Annotated in this window: 14 protein-coding genes; 9 read left to right on the top strand and 5 right to left on the bottom strand. The window is 64.3% G+C overall.

The genetic code is table 11. The annotated features are described in order from the left end of the window. The first annotated feature begins 36 nt into the window (after nucleotides 1–36). The gene (locus B2246_RS13880; RefSeq protein WP_286882312.1) at nucleotides 37–792 is read left to right on the top strand and encodes an SDR family NAD(P)-dependent oxidoreductase; all 756 of its coding nucleotides are present in this window, start codon (nucleotides 37–39) and stop codon (nucleotides 790–792) included. Nucleotides 793–858: 66 nt separating this feature from the next. Here B2246_RS13880 and B2246_RS13875 read toward each other — a convergent pair whose 3' ends face one another. Together B2246_RS13875 and B2246_RS13870 are read right to left on the bottom strand one after the other, a co-directional pair. Continuing rightward, the gene (locus B2246_RS13875; protein WP_286882311.1) at nucleotides 859–1,641 is read right to left on the bottom strand and encodes an SDR family NAD(P)-dependent oxidoreductase; all 783 of its coding nucleotides are present in this window, start codon (nucleotides 1,639–1,641) and stop codon (nucleotides 859–861) included. Nucleotides 1,642–1,668: 27 nt separating this feature from the next. Next, nucleotides 1,669–2,463 (bottom strand): enoyl-CoA hydratase/isomerase family protein, encoded by a 795-nt coding sequence (locus B2246_RS13870; RefSeq protein WP_008652519.1) that lies wholly within the window; start codon nucleotides 2,461–2,463, stop codon nucleotides 1,669–1,671. A 276-nt stretch (nucleotides 2,464–2,739) separates the two neighbouring features. Here B2246_RS13870 and B2246_RS13865 point away from each other — a divergent pair, with 276 nt between their 5' ends. The 7 genes from B2246_RS13865 to B2246_RS13835 all read left to right on the top strand — a co-directional run bounded on the left by B2246_RS13865 (nucleotide 2,740) and on the right by B2246_RS13835 (nucleotide 10,714). After that, entirely contained in the window at nucleotides 2,740–3,537 is a 798-nt protein-coding gene (locus B2246_RS13865; RefSeq protein WP_035884052.1) for an enoyl-CoA hydratase/isomerase family protein, read from the top strand. Nucleotides 3,538–3,591: 54 nt separating this feature from the next. Beyond that, complete coding sequence (locus tag B2246_RS13860; protein ID WP_008652521.1) at nucleotides 3,592–4,773, top strand: lipid-transfer protein; 1,182 nt, start codon at nucleotides 3,592–3,594, stop codon at nucleotides 4,771–4,773. A gap of 11 nt (nucleotides 4,774–4,784) precedes the next feature. Next, a complete protein-coding gene (locus tag B2246_RS13855; RefSeq protein WP_186425586.1) occupies nucleotides 4,785–5,981 on the top strand; it encodes an acyl-CoA dehydrogenase family protein in 1,197 nt (398 codons plus the stop codon). 14 nt (nucleotides 5,982–5,995) lie between these two features. Continuing rightward, the gene (locus B2246_RS13850; RefSeq protein WP_035884050.1) at nucleotides 5,996–7,117 is read left to right on the top strand and encodes a CaiB/BaiF CoA transferase family protein; all 1,122 of its coding nucleotides are present in this window, start codon (nucleotides 5,996–5,998) and stop codon (nucleotides 7,115–7,117) included. Between the two features lie 27 nt (nucleotides 7,118–7,144). Next, entirely contained in the window at nucleotides 7,145–7,939 is a 795-nt protein-coding gene (locus B2246_RS13845; RefSeq protein WP_186425585.1) for an enoyl-CoA hydratase/isomerase family protein, read from the top strand. 139 nt (nucleotides 7,940–8,078) lie between these two features. Continuing rightward, a complete protein-coding gene (locus B2246_RS13840; RefSeq protein WP_215242742.1) occupies nucleotides 8,079–8,993 on the top strand; it encodes an SDR family NAD(P)-dependent oxidoreductase in 915 nt (304 codons plus the stop codon). 152 nt (nucleotides 8,994–9,145) lie between these two features. Further along, nucleotides 9,146–10,714 (top strand): class I adenylate-forming enzyme family protein, encoded by a 1,569-nt coding sequence (locus B2246_RS13835; protein ID WP_286882309.1) that lies wholly within the window; start codon nucleotides 9,146–9,148, stop codon nucleotides 10,712–10,714. Nucleotides 10,715–10,772: 58 nt separating this feature from the next. On the opposite strand, the gene B2246_RS13830 is transcribed toward B2246_RS13835, so the two are convergent. The 3 genes from B2246_RS13830 to B2246_RS13820 form a co-directional block, all read right to left on the bottom strand. After that, nucleotides 10,773–11,834, bottom strand: coding sequence for an NAD(P)-dependent alcohol dehydrogenase (locus B2246_RS13830; RefSeq protein WP_286882308.1), 1,062 nt, complete (start codon nucleotides 11,832–11,834; stop codon nucleotides 10,773–10,775). An 89-nt stretch (nucleotides 11,835–11,923) separates the two neighbouring features. Beyond that, entirely contained in the window at nucleotides 11,924–13,387 is a 1,464-nt protein-coding gene (locus tag B2246_RS13825) for an acyl-CoA reductase (protein ID WP_035884159.1), read from the bottom strand. Nucleotides 13,388–13,410: 23 nt separating this feature from the next. Next, entirely contained in the window at nucleotides 13,411–14,838 is a 1,428-nt protein-coding gene (locus tag B2246_RS13820; RefSeq protein ID WP_008652536.1) for a hypothetical protein, read from the bottom strand. A 279-nt stretch (nucleotides 14,839–15,117) separates the two neighbouring features. Between B2246_RS13820 and B2246_RS13815 the strand changes: the two genes are divergently transcribed. Beyond that, nucleotides 15,118–15,786: a TetR/AcrR family transcriptional regulator gene (locus tag B2246_RS13815; protein ID WP_008652537.1), complete on the top strand. Its 669-nt coding sequence runs from the start codon at nucleotides 15,118–15,120 to the stop codon at nucleotides 15,784–15,786. Nucleotides 15,787–16,368: the final 582 nt, after the last annotated feature.

Below are 16,368 nucleotides of genomic sequence, written 5' to 3'. Positions count from 1 at the left end.
CGGCGAGGGCGGCATTTCATTTATCTGGAACGCATCATGTTTGATCTGCAAGGCAAGGTTGCCATCGTGACGGGGGGTGCCGCTGGAATCGGTCGCGCCGCCGCCATCCAGTTCGCCCGGGCCGGCGCGCGCGTCGTCGTGGCAGATTGGTCGGCGGAAGCGGGGCGGGGTGTCGTGGCGGAGATCGTCCGAGACGGTGGCGACGCATGCTTCCAGCGCGTGGACGTGAGCCGCGATGACGATTGCGCGGCGATGGTCGGCGTCGCGCTCGACCGCTTTGGATCGCTCGATATCGCTTTCAACAATGCCGGCATTTCGGGACCTGTTTCGCGCACCGAGGACCAGGGGCTGGAGAGCTGGCACAAGGTCATCGGCGTCAATCTGACTGGCGTGTTCCAGTGCATGGTGCATGAGCTGCGCGCCATGAAGGCGCGCGGTGGCGTGATCGTCAATACATCATCGGTCGCCGGTGTGAAGGGCGCGCCGTATAGCGCCGCATACTCGGCCTCCAAGCACGGCGTGATCGGGCTGACGCGCTCGGCCGCCAGGGAATATGGCAAGCACGGCGTGCGGATCAATGCCATTTGTCCCGGCGTGACCAGCACCGCCATGGCGGACGAGATCGCCGCCGGCTCCGCGCCTGGTGCGTCAGCGGCGCTGCTGGCGGCCACCGCGCTGCGCCGCGCCGCCACGCCGGACGAGGTGGCTGAGTTGGTGGTGTGGCTGTGCTCGGAAAAGGCGTCGTTTGTGACCGGGGCGCACTACATGGTGGATGGCGGGCTGACAACGTAGGGCGATCGCGTTACGCCCCTCTCCCATGAAATGGGAGGGGGGAGCTTGGAGCAAGCTAGCGGCAGATCATCCGCCCTTCGACGCATTCCCATCCGCGCCAAAGGCCGTCCATCCACCGTCCACAGGCAGCGTGACGCCGGTCACGTACGACGCCCAGTCCGAAGCCAGAAAGGCCACCGCCTGCGCCACCTCGCGGGGATGGCCGAGCCGCCCCATCGGCGTGCGGCGCTCGAGCGACGTGACATCGAGCCGGCCTTCGCGGGTCATGGCGTCGAGTGGCGGTGTCCGGATGATCGCGGGCGCAACGCCGTTCACACGAATGCCCTTCTGCGCCCACTCGCAAGCCAGCGAGCGCGTCAGCATCACCACTCCGGCCTTGGATGCCGTGTAGGCCGCGATGCCGGGGCCGCCGCCGAGACCATAGATCGACGCGATGTTGACGATCGCGCCGCCACCGGTCGCCAGCATGTGCGCACCGACGGCCCTGGACATCAGCCATGTGCCCGTCAGGTTGATGTCGAGGGTGCGTTGCCACGTCGACAGAGACTGCCGGTCCGTGCGTGCGGCGGACTCCAGCACGCCGGCGTTGTTGACCAGAACATCGATCCGCCCCATGTGGGCAATGGCCTCGGCGGTGATCCGTTCGACGTCGGCCTCGGAAGACACGTCGCCGTGCAGCATCTGCGGTCCATCCGAACGGTGAACTTCATTCAGGTCGGAGGCGCAGACCACCGCGCCCGCTTCCACGAAGAATGCCGCCACCGCCGCGCCGATGCCGCTGGCGCCGCCTGTCACCAGCACTCGCTTGCCGGTGAAGTCGATGCGCTGGATATCGCTCACTCCGTACATCGTTGCACCTCCATCTCAAGGGAGCCGTTACTTGCCGGTGAACGCCGGCTTGCGCTTTTCCAGCAAGGCGCTGACTGCTTCGCGATGGTCGTCGGTCTTGCTGGCCAGCCATTCGTACGACATACACGTATCCATGACTGAATGCGCGATCTGCTTGAGACCGATGTTGGTGGCCACCTTGGTCCAGCGGATGGCGTTGGTCGCGCCATTGGCCAGCCGGTCGGCGAACTGGTCGACACGCGCGTCCAGCTCGGCGGACGGCACGGCATGGTTGATCAGGCCGATGCGTGCCGCTTCCGTGGCAGTGATCGCGTCGCCAGTCAGCAGGTATTCCTTGGCGCGGGCATAGCCGATGAGCTGCGGCCAGATGATGGCGCCGCCATCGCCGGCCACCAGACCGACGTTGACATGCGGATCGGCGAACTTCGCGGTGTCCGCCGCGAAGATCACGTCGCAGAACAGGGCGATGCTGCAGCCCAGGCCGATTGCCGGGCCATTGACCTTGGCGATGATCGGCTTTTCGCAGTCGAGCTGGGCGAACACGATCTGCTTGCCTTCGCGCGCGGTCACGCGGAAGGCTGCCGGATTGTCGAAATCCGACTTCACGGCTTCAAGGTCGCCCCCGGCCGAGAACGCGCGTCCGGCGCCGGTCAGCACGATGACCTCGGATTCCGGGTCGTTGTTGGCGTCGATGAAGACGCGCGCCATTTCGGCGTGTAGCCCGGCGTTGAAGGCGTTGAGCTGTTCGGGGCGATTCAGGGTGATCTCCAGTACGCGGCCGCGCCGGGCGAACGAGATGTACTGGTAGTCGGCGAAGTTCATGGGGGTTCCTCCAGGTTGGTGTGGATGCGCTTGCCCGTTGCACGATAGCCAGCCGGCTTCGCGGGCGCCCCTCCCTGGATGGCGGGGGACGTTCCAACGCCATGCGTTGCAGACTTCCCATCACTTCCCGATGGGGTATCGCCGTCCGGGCCTTGCCGCCCCGGCCCCTGCCGACGGCAAAAAAGGGAGGGGCGGACCCGGTTTGCTGCTCTCTAAGATGGTTCCCGCAGTACAGCACTTCAGAACATCAGAACAACTTGCCGGAGGGGAGCCAGCATGTCCGACAACTCGGTGGTACTGGAAAGGATCGGCGGCACGGCGGTCATCACGCTGAACCGGCCGCAGCGGCGCAACGCGCTCGACGACACCATCATGGCGGCGATGGACCGCATCGTCCGGAGCATCAGGCAGGACCGCTCGGTGACCGCCGTGGTGCTGACTGGCGCAGGCGGCAACTTCTGCGCGGGCGCCGATCTGGGAGACGGCGACGCGCAGGCCGAGCGCGGTTTCTACGTGCGTGACCTGCTGCAGAACCATCACACATGGTTTGCCGCGCTGTGCGATCTGGAGATGCCGGTCATCTCCGCCGTGGACGGCTTTGCCACGGGCGCCGGGCTCTCGGTGGCACTGGCGGCGGACTTCGTCATTGCCAGCGACCGCGCGCGCTTCGTATCGAGCTTCGCCCGCGTGGGATTTGTCCCCGACCTCGCGCTGATGTACGTGCTGCCGCGCCGCGTTGGGCTGGTGCGTGCCAAGGAGATCGTGTTCTCCGCGCGCGAAATCCGCGCCGACGAAGCCGTGGCCATTGGTCTCGCCGAGACCGTAGTGCGGGCCGATGACCTGCGTGACGCGGCCATTGCGTTCGCGCGGCGTTTCGAAGACGCGCCGACCCGCGTGCTGGGCATGGCCAAGCACATCATGAACCGTACCTTCGAGACCGACCGGCAGGCGCTGCAGCAGCAGGAGGCCGCGGTGCAGGGCCTGTGCGCGGCCAGCCAGTACAACGCCGAAGCGGTACGCCGCTTCTTCTCGAAGGAAGCGCCAATCTTCCCGGGCACCGAACGTCTGTTCTGACGGGACGCCCCACGTTCCCGTCCCTGTTTATTCCAATTACTCAAGGAGAAAGTCATGACGCAAAAAGTCGTCGTTGCCGGTGTGGGCATGATCCCGTTCAAGAAGCCGGGCCAGAGCGATCCCTACACGATCATGGGCGCCCAGGCGGTGCGGCTGGCGCTGGCCGATGCCGGGGTGGGCTACGAGTCGGTCCAGCAGGCGTTCGCCAGCTATGTCTTCGGCGATTCCACCAGCGGGCAGCGTGTGCTGTACGACATCGGCATGACGGGCATTCCGGTCATCAATGTGCACAACAATTGCGCCAGCGGCTCCACGGCGCTGTATCTGGCCAACCAGGCCATCGCCAGCGGCATGGCCGATATCGTGCTCGCGTTTGGCTTCGAGCAGATGAACCCAGGCGCGCTGGGCACGATTTACACCGACCGTCCGGCGCCTCTGGAGCGGTTCAACCAGGCCTGCGAGAGCGTGGTGCCGGAAGGTGTGCCGCCCGCGCTGCAACTGTTCGGCGCCGCCGGACTCGACCACATGAAACGCTTCGGCACGCCGCTGGAGACGTTCGCCAAGATCCGCGCCAAGGCCAGCCGCCATGCGGCCAATAACCCGATGGCGGTGTTCCGCACGGTGGTGACGCCGGAAGAGGTGATGGCCGAGAAGGTGATGTGGCCGGGCGTCATGACGCGTTCGATGGCGTGCCCGCCGACCTGCGGCGCTGCCGCCGCCGTGCTGTGCAGCGAGGACTACGCGAAGAAGCACGGCCTGAACAGCCGCGTGTGGATTGCCGGCCAGGCGCTTACCACCGATGGCGTGGAAACGTTCAAGTCCGGCGACCTGCGTCATCTGGCCGGCTTCGGCATGTCGCGCTCGGCGGCCGACAAAGTCTATGCGATGGCCGGCATTGGCGCAGAAGACGTCGACGTGGTCGAGCTGCACGACTGCTTCGCCCAGAACGAACTGTTGACCTACGAAGCACTCGGTCTGTGCCCCGAAGGCGGCGCGGCGAAGTTCGTTGACGATGGCGACAACACTTATGGCGGCAGGTTCGTGGTTAACCCGTCTGGCGGTCTGCTGTCGAAGGGCCACCCGATCGGCGCGACCGGGCTAGCCCAGTGCACGGAGCTGGTGATGCAGCTGCGCGGCCAGGCCGATCGGCGCCAGGTGGAGGGTGCTCGTGTGGCGCTGCAGCACAACGTCGGTATCGGTGGCGCGGCAGTCGTCACCATGTACCGGAATGCCTGACGGAGCCACGTATGGACTTTCAAGCTGATCCGGGTCTGGAGGCGTTCCGCCAGGAGGTCCGCCAGTTCCTGCGGGACAACGTGCCGCAGGAACTGAAAGGGCAACCGCGCTGCACGCGCTCGCCGCGCGAACAGATCCTGCGCTGGCAAAAGGTGCTGGCCGCACATGGCTGGGGTGCGCCTTACTGGCCGGTGGAGCACGGCGGCACTGGCTGGTCGGTGGCGCAGACGCTGGTGTTCGACGACGAATGCACGCGGGCCGGCGTGCCAACGCAGGACGGCTTTGTGCAGAAGATGCTCGGCCCGGTGTTGAACGCGTTCGCCACGCCCGCGCAGAAGGCCGAGCACCTCGCCCCCGCCCTCAATGGCGAGCGGCTGTGGTGCCAGGGCTTCTCCGAGCCGGGCGCGGGGTCCGACCTCGCCTCGCTGAAGACGCGCGCGGTGCGCGACGGAGATCATTACGTCGTCAACGGCCAGAAGATCTGGACGAGCTACGCCCATCACGCGGACTGGATCTTCCTGCTGGTGCGGACGGATTCGTCCGGCAAGAAGCAGGCGGGGATCAGCTTCCTGCTGGTAGACATGAAGACGCCGGGCATCACCGTGCGCCCGATCCGCAGCATCGACGACGCGCACCACCTGAACGAGACCTTCTTCGAGGATGTGCGCGTCCCTGTGGGCAACCTGATCGGCGAGGAGGGCGCGGGCTGGAACATCACCAAGTACCTGCTCAACAACGAGCATGCGACCACCGCCGACTTACCGGACCTCAGGCGCTACATGCGCGAGCTGCGCCGGATCGCGACAACGCTGGATGCTGGCGACGGCAAGCTGATCGACCGTCCCGAGTTCGCGCTGAGACTGGCACGGCTTGACGCCGACCTCGAAGCCATCGCGATGTTGGTGCAGCGCGTGGCGCAGCTCGACATGGCGCACCACCCGGCTTCGCACCTGTTGGGTTCGATCCTGAAGCTGCGCGCTACCGAACTGCAGCAACGCATCACCGAGGCACAGACCGAAGCACTGGGCGACCACGGCGCCGTGGCATACGCGCATTGGCACGACGCTCCGCCGGCAGAGGCGTTTCCGATGCAGGACCTGGCGCGTGGCATCGCCAACGACATGTTCCTGCGCCGCGCCGCCACCATCTATGGCGGTACCAGCGAAGTGCAGCGCGGCATCATCGCCAAGCTGATGTTCCAGCTATGAGACCGGAGGCAGCCATGGCATCGAAACGAAGCGGGCCGCTACAGGGCCTGCGGATCCTGGAAATCGCCGGGCTCGGGCCCACGCCGATCAGCGGCATGACGCTGGCCGACATGGGGGCCGATGTCGTGCTGGTCGATCGGCTGCAGCCCGGCGCGGAAGACCTCGATATCGGCCGGCACGCGATCCAGAACCGTGGCAAGCGTTCCATCGCCGTCGACCTGAAGACCCAGGCCGGCATCGACACCGTGCTGCGTCTGGTGGAGCAGTGCGACGCGATGATCGAGGGCATGCGTCCCGGCGTCATGGAGCGGCTCGGTCTGGGCCCGGACGTGTGTCTGGCGCGCAATCCGAAGCTCGTGTACGGCCGCATGACCGGCTGGGGGCAGGACGGCCCACTGGCGCAGGCTGCTGGGCACGACCTGAACTACGTCGCGCTGTCCGGCGCGCTCTGGTGGTCGGGCCAGCCTGGCGAGGCGCCGATGTCACCGCCGAGCCTGGTTGGGGATATCGGCGGTGGCGCGATGTATCTGCTGGTGGGGTTGCTGGCCGGCATTATGAGCGCCCGCGAAACCGGCAAGGGGCAGGTGATCGACGCGGCCATCGTCGACGGCAGCGCGCACATGATGAATCTGCTGCTGGGGCTGAAGTCCGCCGGTGTGTTCCGGAACCAGCGCGGCAGCAGCCTGCTCGACGGCCCGCACTGGTATCGCACCTACCGCTGTGCCGACGGCAACTACGTGACCATTGCCGCTGCCGAGCCGCGCTTCCACAAGCTGCTGCTGCAAAAGCTCGGTCTGACCGACGATCCGGCGTTTTCCGCCCAGCACGACCAGACACAGTGGCCGGCGCAGCACGCGCGTCTGGCCACCGTGTTTGGCTCGAAGACGCGTGACGAATGGTCCGCGCTGCTGGAGGGGACCGATGCCTGCTTCGCGCCGGTGCTGAACCCGGATGAAGCGGCGGCCCATCCGCACATGGTGGCCCGTGGGGTCTATGGCGAGATCGATGGCGTCCTGCAGGCCAATCCCGCGCCCCGCTTCTCGGGCACGCCACTGGCGCGGCCCGGGCGGATTCCACAGCGAGGACAGGACACGGCATCGGTGCTGGACGACTGGTGCAACGCCGGGGCCACCTGAGCGTCGCCGGCATTCAAGGAGAGAGACATGAGTGATAGCAAGGTCCTGTTCGAGATGGACGGGAAGACCGCGGTCATCACGATCAACCGCCCGCAGCGCCGGAACGCGCTCGATGATGAAGCCAAGCAGTTGCTGGCCGACGCGATCCGGCGGGCGCGCGAGGACCGTTCGGTCCGTTCCGTGGTGTTGACCGGCGCGGGCGGCCATTTCTGCTCGGGCGCGGATCTCAGTGGTGAGGCCGAGGGCGAGATGCCGTTCCTCGTCCGCGATGCGCTGCTCGGCGCCCACCGCTGGCACGCGGAACTGATGGATCTGGAGAAGCCGGTGATCTCCGCCGTGGACGGTTACGCGGTGGGCGCCGGGCTGTCGCTGGCGCTGGGCGCGGACTTCATCATCGCCAGCGACCGGGCGCGGCTGGTGTCCAACTTCCCGCGCATCGGCTTCGCGCCGGACCTGGGGCTGATGTACATCCTGCCGCGGCTGGTGGGCCTGGTGCGCGCCAAGGAGATCGTCTTCTCCGCGCGCGACATCCTGGCCGACGAGGCACTGTCGATCGGGCTAGTGCAGGCGGTGGTGCCGTCCGAGCGATTGCGCGAGACCGCTGTTGAGTACGCGCGCCGCTTTGACAACGCGCCGACACACGTGCTCGGCATGGCCAAGGGCATCATGAATCGCACGTTCGAGACGGACCGGAACGCGATGACGCAACTGGAAACCGCCGTGCAGGGCCTGTGCGCGGCCAGCAGCTACAACGCAGAGGCCGTGCGCCGCTTCTTCGCCAAGGAAGCGCCGCTTTATACGGGCGCCGAACGCCTGTTCTGATGGCATCGCCCCGCACGTCCACAAGGGGAGGTGAGGGGCGTCCGCCACCGGCGTAACGTGACAGCCAGGGCAGCGCGGGTGCCGGCGATGGACCGGTCCCGCGACGCCTTCCATCACTCAAGCAATTTCGGGGAATACCATGACGATTCGATTTGACGGCCGTGTGGCCATTGTGACCGGCGCCGGCAACGGATTGGGCCGCGTGCACGCGCTGGAACTGGCCCGCCTCGGCGCCAAGGTCGTGATCAACGATTTCGGCGGCAGCCGCGACGGCACGGGCGGCTCTTCCGATGCTGCGCTGGGCGTGGTCGAGGAAATCCGCAAGGCTGGTGGCCAGGCCATCGCCAACGGCGCCAACGTCACGGACTTCGAGCAGGTCACCGCGATGGTCGCGCAGGCCAAGGCGGAGTTTGGCCGTATCGACATCCTGATCAACAACGCCGGCATCCTGCGCGACAAGACCTTCGCCAAGATGGAGATGGCCGATTTCCGCGCCGTGGTGGACGTGCACCTGATGGGTTCCGTCTATTGCACCAAGGCGGTGTGGGAAACCATGCGCGAGCAGAACTATGGCCGCGTGTTGATGACCACGTCGGCGGCCGGCCTGTTCGGCAACTTCGGCCAGGCTAACTATGGCGCGGCCAAGATGGCCGTGGTGGGCCTGATGAACATGCTGGTGCTTGAAGGCAAGAAGAACGACATCCGCATCAACACGCTGGCGCCGATGGCCGCCACGCGCATGACGGAAGACATTCTGCCGGAAGACATCCTGAAGGCGACCGGGCCTGAGCAGGTGACGCCGGGGGCGCTCTTCCTGGTGAGCGAGGATGCCCCGAGCAAGGTCATCCTCGGCGCCAGCGGAGGTGCGTTCTCGGCCGTCCGCATGGAGGAAACCGCGCCGGTGTACATTCCCGGCAAGGAATTGTCGGTGGACGCCGTGGCGGCGCACTTTGCCCAGATTACCGACTGGAGCACCTCCGCTTACCGCGAGGACGCGAACCATCAGGTACATGCCTTCGTCACGGCCATGATGCAACGCGCAAAGGCCGCCTGAGCCGGGCAGGCTGGAAAATAGCCGTACCGAGGGGAATCCCGGCCACAGGGTCGGGGTTCCCCTTGCCTATTGAAGAATTGAAGACCTGATCTGTACCGAGGCATTGCGGCCTACGGTGCAGGCATGAAAGTAGACAGTAGAGGAGACTAAGGATGAAAACGAACTTCTCGCGCCTCTTCGGGAATCTGGTTCTGCGCTTCGCCGAGAGGGAGGCGCTGGTCAACATCGAACGCAATCGCCGCTACAACTATCGCGAATTTCATTCGCTGACCAACCGCATCGTCAATATGATGCGCGAGCGGCTGCAACTGCGTCGTGGCGATATCTATCTCTGCGTGCTCGAGAACGACAACATGTCGCTGCTCCACTTCTGGACGGCGCTCAAGGGCGACGCTGCCGCGGCCTACGCGAACTTTCGGGACTCATTCGACGAACACCGCCGCCAGGCCGAGTACATCCAGCCGAAGGTGGTCTTTATCGAGACCGCGCTGCTGGACCGCTACTACGACACGCTGCGTGCGCTCGGTGCCACCGTGGTGTGCATGGACCCGCCGGCCGCGCCGCGTGAGGGCCTGCATGATTTCTGGGAGCTGATGGAAGGTGTGGGTGACCACGATCCTGGCGTCGAGAACGACGCGGAGAAGGATGTACTGGTCTATCGCTTCACCGGCGGCACCACGGGCGCAGGCAAGTGCGCGCAGTACACGATGGATAACTGGCTGGCCTGCCGCGACACCATGTTCGTGGAGCCCGACCAGTTCCAGTTACCTGATACCCGCATGCTCCATATGGCGCCGATCAGCCACGGCTCCGGCTTCGGCGTGCTGGCGACGCTTTTCCGTGGCGGCTGCACCGTGACCCAGAACCTGCCCGACCTGGCGCTAATGTGCCGGAACATCGAAGCAGAGAAGATCACAATGACGCTGCTGCTGCCAACGCTGATCTACCGGCTGCTCGACATGCCGGAAGCGAGCAACTTCGATCTGTCGTCGCTGAAGACCATCGCCTATGGCGGCGCACCGATGAGCCCGGCCAAGCTCCGGCGCGCGCAGGAACGCTTTGGCAATATCTTCATCCAGTTCTACGGGGCGACCGAAAGCCTGCAATCGGTTGGCATCCTCGGCAAGGCCGATCACCTGACCGCAAGCGAAGCACAGCTTGGCTCCGCCGGGCGTCTGCAGCCGAACGTGGAGGTGCGGATCGTCGGCCAGGACGGCAATGATGTGGAACCCGGCACAGTCGGCGAGATCTGGGCCCGCAGCCGTGGCGTGATCTCCGGCTACTACAAGAACCCGGAAGCGACGGCGGCGGAGTTCGAGAACGGCTTCTGGAAGTCTGGTGACCTTGGCTATATCGATCAGGATGGTTTCGTCTATCTGGTCGACCGCAAGAAGGACATGATCATCACCGGCGGCTTTAATGTCTACGCGGTGGAGGTGGAGGCGGCACTGAACGCGCATCCGGCCGTGTCGAATTCAGCTGCGGTTGGCGTGCCGCATGAGGAGTGGGGCGAGGCGGTCCACGCCGAAGTCCAGCTGCGGAGCGGCGCGCAGGTCAGCGCCGAGGAACTGATCGAGTTCGTCAAGGCGCGCGTCGGCCGCTTCAAGGGACCGAAGTCGATCACGTTCGTCGAGGCGTTGCCGGTCAGCGTAGTAGGCAAGGTGCTGCGCCGGCAGGTGCGTGACAAGTACTGGGTGGGGAAGGGCCGGCACGTATCCTGATGCGGCTCCCCTCTCCCGCTTGCGGGAGAGGGGAGTAAAGCGACGGTAAAGCAACGGGTTACTTCACACCCACCTCGTGCATTGACGCCATGTCGATCACGAAGCGGTACTTCACGTCGTTGGCTTGCATGCGCTGGAATGCCGTGTTGATGTCGCGCACGTCGATCATCTCGCAGTTCGGCAGTACGTCGTGTTCGGCGCAGAAGTCCAGCAGTTCCTGCGTGTCATTCAGGCCACCGATCAGCGATCCGGAGATCGAGCGGTTATTCATCACCAGCAGCGCGCCGTGGATCGGTTCCAGCGGCTCCAGCGCGCCCACCAGCACCAGCACGCCATTGCGCCCCAGCAGCATCAGGTAAGGGTTGACGTTGTGCTTCGTCGGAATGGTGTCGAGGATGAAGTCGTAGCGGTTGCCCGCCGACTGCATCGCCTTGGGGTCCTTCGACAGCAGCACATCGGTGGCGCCCAGCGCGCGCGCGTCGTCGGCCTTGCTGGCAGACGTGGTGATTACGGTGACTTCCGCGCCGAGCGCGACGGCCAGCTTGACAGCCATGTGGCCCAGACCGCCCAGGCCTACCACGGCCACCTTCGATCCCTTGCCGACGCCGTGACGGCGTAGCGGCGTCCAGACCGTGATGCCGGCGCACAGCAGAGGGCTCGCGTACTTCATGTCGAGCGCGGCCGGCACGCGCAGCACGAACTTCTCGCGGACGACGATGCTTTCCGCGTATCCGCCGTATGTAATCTCACCGGTATGACGGTCCTTGCCGTTATAGGTAGCGGTAAGACCCTTGGAACAGTTCTGTTCGTGGCCGTGGTCGCACGATGGGCAATCCTGGCAGCTATCAACCATGCAGCCGACCGCCACGCAGTCGCCAACCTTGTAGCGCGTGACGTGTGGGCCGATGGCGGTCACGTGTCCGACGATCTCGTGGCCGGGCACGCATGGGTAGACGGTGGTGCCCCAGTCGTTGTTGACGGCGTGGGCGTCCGAATGACAGATGCCGCAGTAGTCGATGGCGATGGCGACGTCATCGGCGCGCAGGGCGCGGCGTTCGATATGCATCGGCGTAAGGGCGGCATGGGCCTCGCAGGCGCCGAAAGCTTTGCAGGTGGTCATGGGAGATTGGTTGTGGAGGGTGACGGATGGGTTGGTCCCCTCTCCCGCTTCGGGAGAGGGCTGGCGGTTCAATCGACGATGACGAGCGATCAGGCTTCGATGCTCGGGCGCGTCCAGGGCGCCGGCGCGGTCTCCGGTGCGGCGATCTGGTTCGAGATCCACTTGCCCATGCGGCGCAGCGGTTCGATCGCATCCTGTGGCGCGGCCCACTTCATCACGGCCGCGTAGCCTAGCGAGACAATGCGCTGGGCGCCATACAACGGCAGCTTGTCCTTCAGTTCGTCCTTGATGCTTTCCGGGTAGACCCCGACGGTCTGCGTGTACGCGTCCACGGCGGCCATCACCTCGTCGAGGGTATCCACCGGCACCAGATTGGCGGTGCGGTCGTCGAGCCGCGTGGCAAACGAGACCGGCTCCGGAATCTGCGAGCAGATGATCGCGCCTTCGCCATCCTTGCCGCCGATGACCTGGTACCACTCGTCATCGAGCCGCAAGGCATCGACTTCCGCCTTGATCGCCGGATCGTAGCGCCTGGGCGAGGTGGAAAGCGTGTTGGGCAGGCCGAGCATGGCGTCGTACACGTAGCGGCCGAACGTGTTGAGCTTGCGCAGGCCAGCTTCATCGGTGCCGCATTGCACGTACGCCACGCGGGCGCATACGCAGCCTTTCTGGTTCAGCGCGCCGATGTCGCTGGCCAGGCGCAACGCTGCCTCGCGCATGGTTTGCTCGCTGGCGAAGGCGTCCTGACCGATGATGCTGGCGCTGCGTTTCGGGTCGAGCGAGATCAGTTCCAGACCCGGCTGGACGTAGCGGGTCACATGCTTCATCGAGGCGTAGCCACCCCACGCGACGATCTTCTCCAGATGCTGCGGCTGGTACAGGCGCTCCTCGAAAGCCTGGTCGCCACCTTTCCAGTAGGCCACGCTCAGGTGCCGCGTGAGCGGGTGGTCGGGCGCCATGTCGATCATTGTGCGCGCGATGGCCAGCGCGGTGAACGGGTCGTTGGACGGCGCTTTGATAATCGCGTCGCTGCGCATCACCATGTTGCGAATGATCGTGAGCAGGGAAAGACCGGCCGCGTTGCCAGCGACAATATGCAGCGTGCGTGCGCCGAAGCATCGCACTTCCAGATCGGTGCCGTCGATCAGCTTTTGCTTGACCCAGCCTTCGAGGTACTTGATGCCTACCGTGCTCTCCACCGCTTCGGTGATTGCCGCGCGCGACAGCATATTGCGCAGGCCCATGTACGTGCCCTTGATCATGGTCGGCGTGACCGGCGACGTGTGATACGACAGCGCGCAGGCTTCCTGCAGGTACTGATTGGTGGCGAAATCGAGGCGCTCGCCGAGGGCCTCGGCGTAGTCAAGGATATCGCCGAAGGTCAGTTCATAGAGATCCGCAAGACGCGCTGGATTCCCGAGCGGCAGTTGGTCGAGATACGCGTGCGCGTCCGGCGTCAGGAACGTCAGGTCGCCGCCACGGCCGCCCACTTCGATGAGGTTGTCGGTGATGACGTTGCCGCGAATGACCATCGGCGCGATGGGGTGAGTCATGATGTCGGTCCTCTCGTTCATTGTCATTGTTCTACGGTGTTCAGGAAGTCCATGGCCTCGCGGTGCGAGCTTTCTGTGGCCGCGCACGTGATCTTGTCGTCGCCGCCGTTCTTGTCGCTGTATCGCTGGATGCTGCCGCTCACGACGTAGCGGCTTGGACGGCCGCACGCGCAGGGCTTGTCCCATTCGACCGTGACCTCGTCACCGGTGATGAAGCCCCCCCATTTGACTTCGGCGCCAAGGTCGAAGAAGGCGGCGCGGCCCGTGACCCGGCCCTTGCGCGGCAGCGGCTGGCCCGTTTCCGGATCGAGAACGAACGGAATCACGGTGTGCGTGAAGTGGAAATTGCCGTGTTCGCAGCGTGGATTCGACCCGCTGACCAGTTCCGACATCGCGTAGGTTTCGTTCAGGTAGCTGACGCCCGTAAAGCGCATCACCTCCTCGCGCCAGCCATCGGGCTGCACCACGCCCTTGGCGCCACCGGTCGTGGTAATGAAGGAGTCGGGATGGAATACACCTTCCAGCCCCTGTTCGAGCCCCGCCTTCGCCATGTTGTGCAGCAGGTTCCAGGTGGCGCCGATGTAAACGCGCTTGCCGCGCAGGTCCTTGGCCATGCGCTGGAAGAAGCTGGCGAGGTAGGCCGGCATCTCGGCCTGTAGTGTGTCGAAGGCCTTCTTCTTCGCCAGCAGGTCCGGGTTGATCTCCAGACGATCCAGCGTGCCTCTTGCGTGCGCGGCGCGTAGTCTTGCGCCAAGGTGGAGCATGTCACTCGACAAGGTGGCGGGGTAGGCCGCGTGGAAATGATCCTCGCCCGGCAGTAGCGCGCGAATCAGGAAGTCGTTCGCGCGCACATGGCTCAGGTAGCCGTTGCGGTAGTACGGATATGGGATGTGCATTTCCGGCATGGGCGTATCCGGTCCGGCCATGCGCAGGATGTACAGCTTGCGGATGTCGCATGCCTTTTCCCACTCGCGAATGCCCTGCGGCAGGAATGACACGGTGCCCGAGGTGCCTGAGGTATGGCTGATGCGCATCTCTGGCACGGCGGCGTCGAGCGTGGCGAACCAGTCGTCCAGACCCTGGCAGTGGCTGACGTCCACGGCAGCAAAGCGCGCCGCCATCTCGGGCGTCATCAGCTTGCCCAGCCACTTGTTGATCTGGCTGAAGTTTCGTTTCTCGAGGAGCGATGGTGGGTAGGATTTGAAGACCGTGTGCTCGAACAAGAGCGGCACCACATCATCGAGCTTGTCGATGCGGGTCAAGTCTTCGCCGTCGGCAAGCTTCGTCAGGACCGGCACACGGTCACGCAATTGGGCGAATCGCTGTTTCAGCGCCACCAGTTGTATCTCATCGACTTCGTCTCGGGGCATGTTCTGCCACGTTTGCAGATCGTGGTTCGCGAGTGCTGACGGATCGTTCAGCAGTAACTCGACCTTCCTTTCCAGGGACATGTTTTCGCCATGCGTGAGCGTTGATGGGAAGCCCAGTATAGGAGCGCGAATGCGTCCCCAGACTCCGGGTTTCCGGGTCGGTATTCAGTACCCAATTCACTGAAACTAAAGGGAAAAAATGCGGCGCAAGGTCGCAGGCTCTGCATTTTCGTGGAACGTATGAACGCCCGGGCGGAACATCCGGAAAGGGAGGGGACGAGCGGCTTGATTCCGCAGCAAGCTGGTTAGCTTGCTGGCCACGTCGGGCCATTCCAAACGAACTGGATGAGGTGATCGACAATGTCGTCCCGCAAGCACCACACAGCGCCTGATCACCTGCACATCGAAGTCCCGGCAAGGCCGCGCAAGCAGCCCAGACAGGAGCGGTCGCTCAAGCTCGTCGACGCCCTAAAGACAGCCGGGTGGGAGATTCTCGAGAAGGAAGGGCGAGAGGCGCTGTCGCTGGAACGGCTATCCGTACGCGCTGGCGTGGCGGTCAGCTCCATTTACGAGTACTACCCGACGATGGAGTCGTTGGTCGTCGCAATCTTCGACGACTTCCGCGCGGAGGCCAGGCGCAGGCTCGTAGAGGATCTGCAGCGTCTGCCGCCGGGCACGAAGTTGTTTGATGGCATCCTGCTATTGCTGCGCATTGGCCTGCCGATGCTGCACAAGTGGGTGCAGATCGATCGCGAACTGCTCGTGAAGTCGTCCCAGTATGACGAACTGGTGCGTCTGGACGTCATCAAGCCTGAGCAGTACTGGACCTCCATGGCGACGGATGCCCTGATGGAACGGTTCCCCGACGAGGTACTGGTGCGCGACAAGGCCAAGGCGCGCTTCATGGCCTTCCACACAATCCTGGCCTTGCCACGAGCGATGGCACTGATGCGGCCAGAATTCCTCATCGAGCCGGATACGGAGCTTCTGATGTGCAGAATGCTTTACGTGTTGCTGACGTCCGCCTAAGACCGCGCTTCAGTCACTAAGGGCTGAATCTGGAAACGGCAACAAATGGCCGGTAAGGGGCCTTGGAGATCGGCGGCTGGCGTCGACTGCCAGTGCTCTTCCCTCGCCAGTTCTGTGTACCCATTTACTGTGAGACTGATCGCGCCTTTTACTCACTTACTTCGAGATTTTGACTCAGGTAGTTTGCGACAAGGCTCCGTAAGTCCTTGATTGTTCGACGTCAGGTTTCCCATTAACTGTGAGATGGGACAGAAGTCCGCTTGCGGATCAGTCACCGGCATCTGATGGTCGGCATGGCGAACGTTTGCGGCGACAAAATTGAGTGTGATTGCGTGAACCTACATCCCTCGGTGTGTCTGGCTAATCCACTGCAGCCCCTTCAGCGAAACCTCACCTTCACGCTCCAGCCTCCCGACGTCCGCCACGTAGCAGTCTGCGCCACCGCTCGGATAGATGAACTCGCATCACGGATTCCTGGCCATCTCCATTGCGGAGATGGCTTTTTTTTGGTTCTTCGGAGAATTCCGGGGACTGAATTGCCACATTCCGTATCCTAATGGCCGTTAAGAGGGCCGTTGAGGA

The sequence above is a fragment of the Cupriavidus sp. UBA2010 genome (genome assembly GCF_002335265.1).
Lineage (GTDB): Bacteria > Pseudomonadota > Gammaproteobacteria > Burkholderiales > Burkholderiaceae > Cupriavidus > Cupriavidus metallidurans.
Note: the sequence above shows the minus strand (reverse complement) of the source record. Positions and strands in the feature narration are given on the sequence as shown.

Coding starts and splice junctions, on each gene's coding strand:
- B2246_RS13880 (WP_286882312.1), top strand. CDS start 37: ATGTTTGATCTGCAAGGCAAGGTTGCCATCGTGACGGGGGGTGCCGCT.
- B2246_RS13875 (WP_286882311.1), bottom strand. CDS start 1,641: ATGTACGGAGTGAGCGATATCCAGCGCATCGACTTCACCGGCAAGCGA.
- B2246_RS13870 (WP_008652519.1), bottom strand. CDS start 2,463: ATGAACTTCGCCGACTACCAGTACATCTCGTTCGCCCGGCGCGGCCGC.
- B2246_RS13865 (WP_035884052.1), top strand. CDS start 2,740: ATGTCCGACAACTCGGTGGTACTGGAAAGGATCGGCGGCACGGCGGTC.
- B2246_RS13860 (WP_008652521.1), top strand. CDS start 3,592: ATGACGCAAAAAGTCGTCGTTGCCGGTGTGGGCATGATCCCGTTCAAG.
- B2246_RS13855 (WP_186425586.1), top strand. CDS start 4,785: ATGGACTTTCAAGCTGATCCGGGTCTGGAGGCGTTCCGCCAGGAGGTC.
- B2246_RS13850 (WP_035884050.1), top strand. CDS start 5,996: ATGGCATCGAAACGAAGCGGGCCGCTACAGGGCCTGCGGATCCTGGAA.
- B2246_RS13845 (WP_186425585.1), top strand. CDS start 7,145: ATGAGTGATAGCAAGGTCCTGTTCGAGATGGACGGGAAGACCGCGGTC.
- B2246_RS13840 (WP_215242742.1), top strand. CDS start 8,079: ATGACGATTCGATTTGACGGCCGTGTGGCCATTGTGACCGGCGCCGGC.
- B2246_RS13835 (WP_286882309.1), top strand. CDS start 9,146: ATGAAAACGAACTTCTCGCGCCTCTTCGGGAATCTGGTTCTGCGCTTC.
- B2246_RS13830 (WP_286882308.1), bottom strand. CDS start 11,834: ATGACCACCTGCAAAGCTTTCGGCGCCTGCGAGGCCCATGCCGCCCTT.
- B2246_RS13825 (WP_035884159.1), bottom strand. CDS start 13,387: ATGACTCACCCCATCGCGCCGATGGTCATTCGCGGCAACGTCATCACC.
- B2246_RS13820 (WP_008652536.1), bottom strand. CDS start 14,838: ATGTCCCTGGAAAGGAAGGTCGAGTTACTGCTGAACGATCCGTCAGCA.
- B2246_RS13815 (WP_008652537.1), top strand. CDS start 15,118: ATGTCGTCCCGCAAGCACCACACAGCGCCTGATCACCTGCACATCGAA.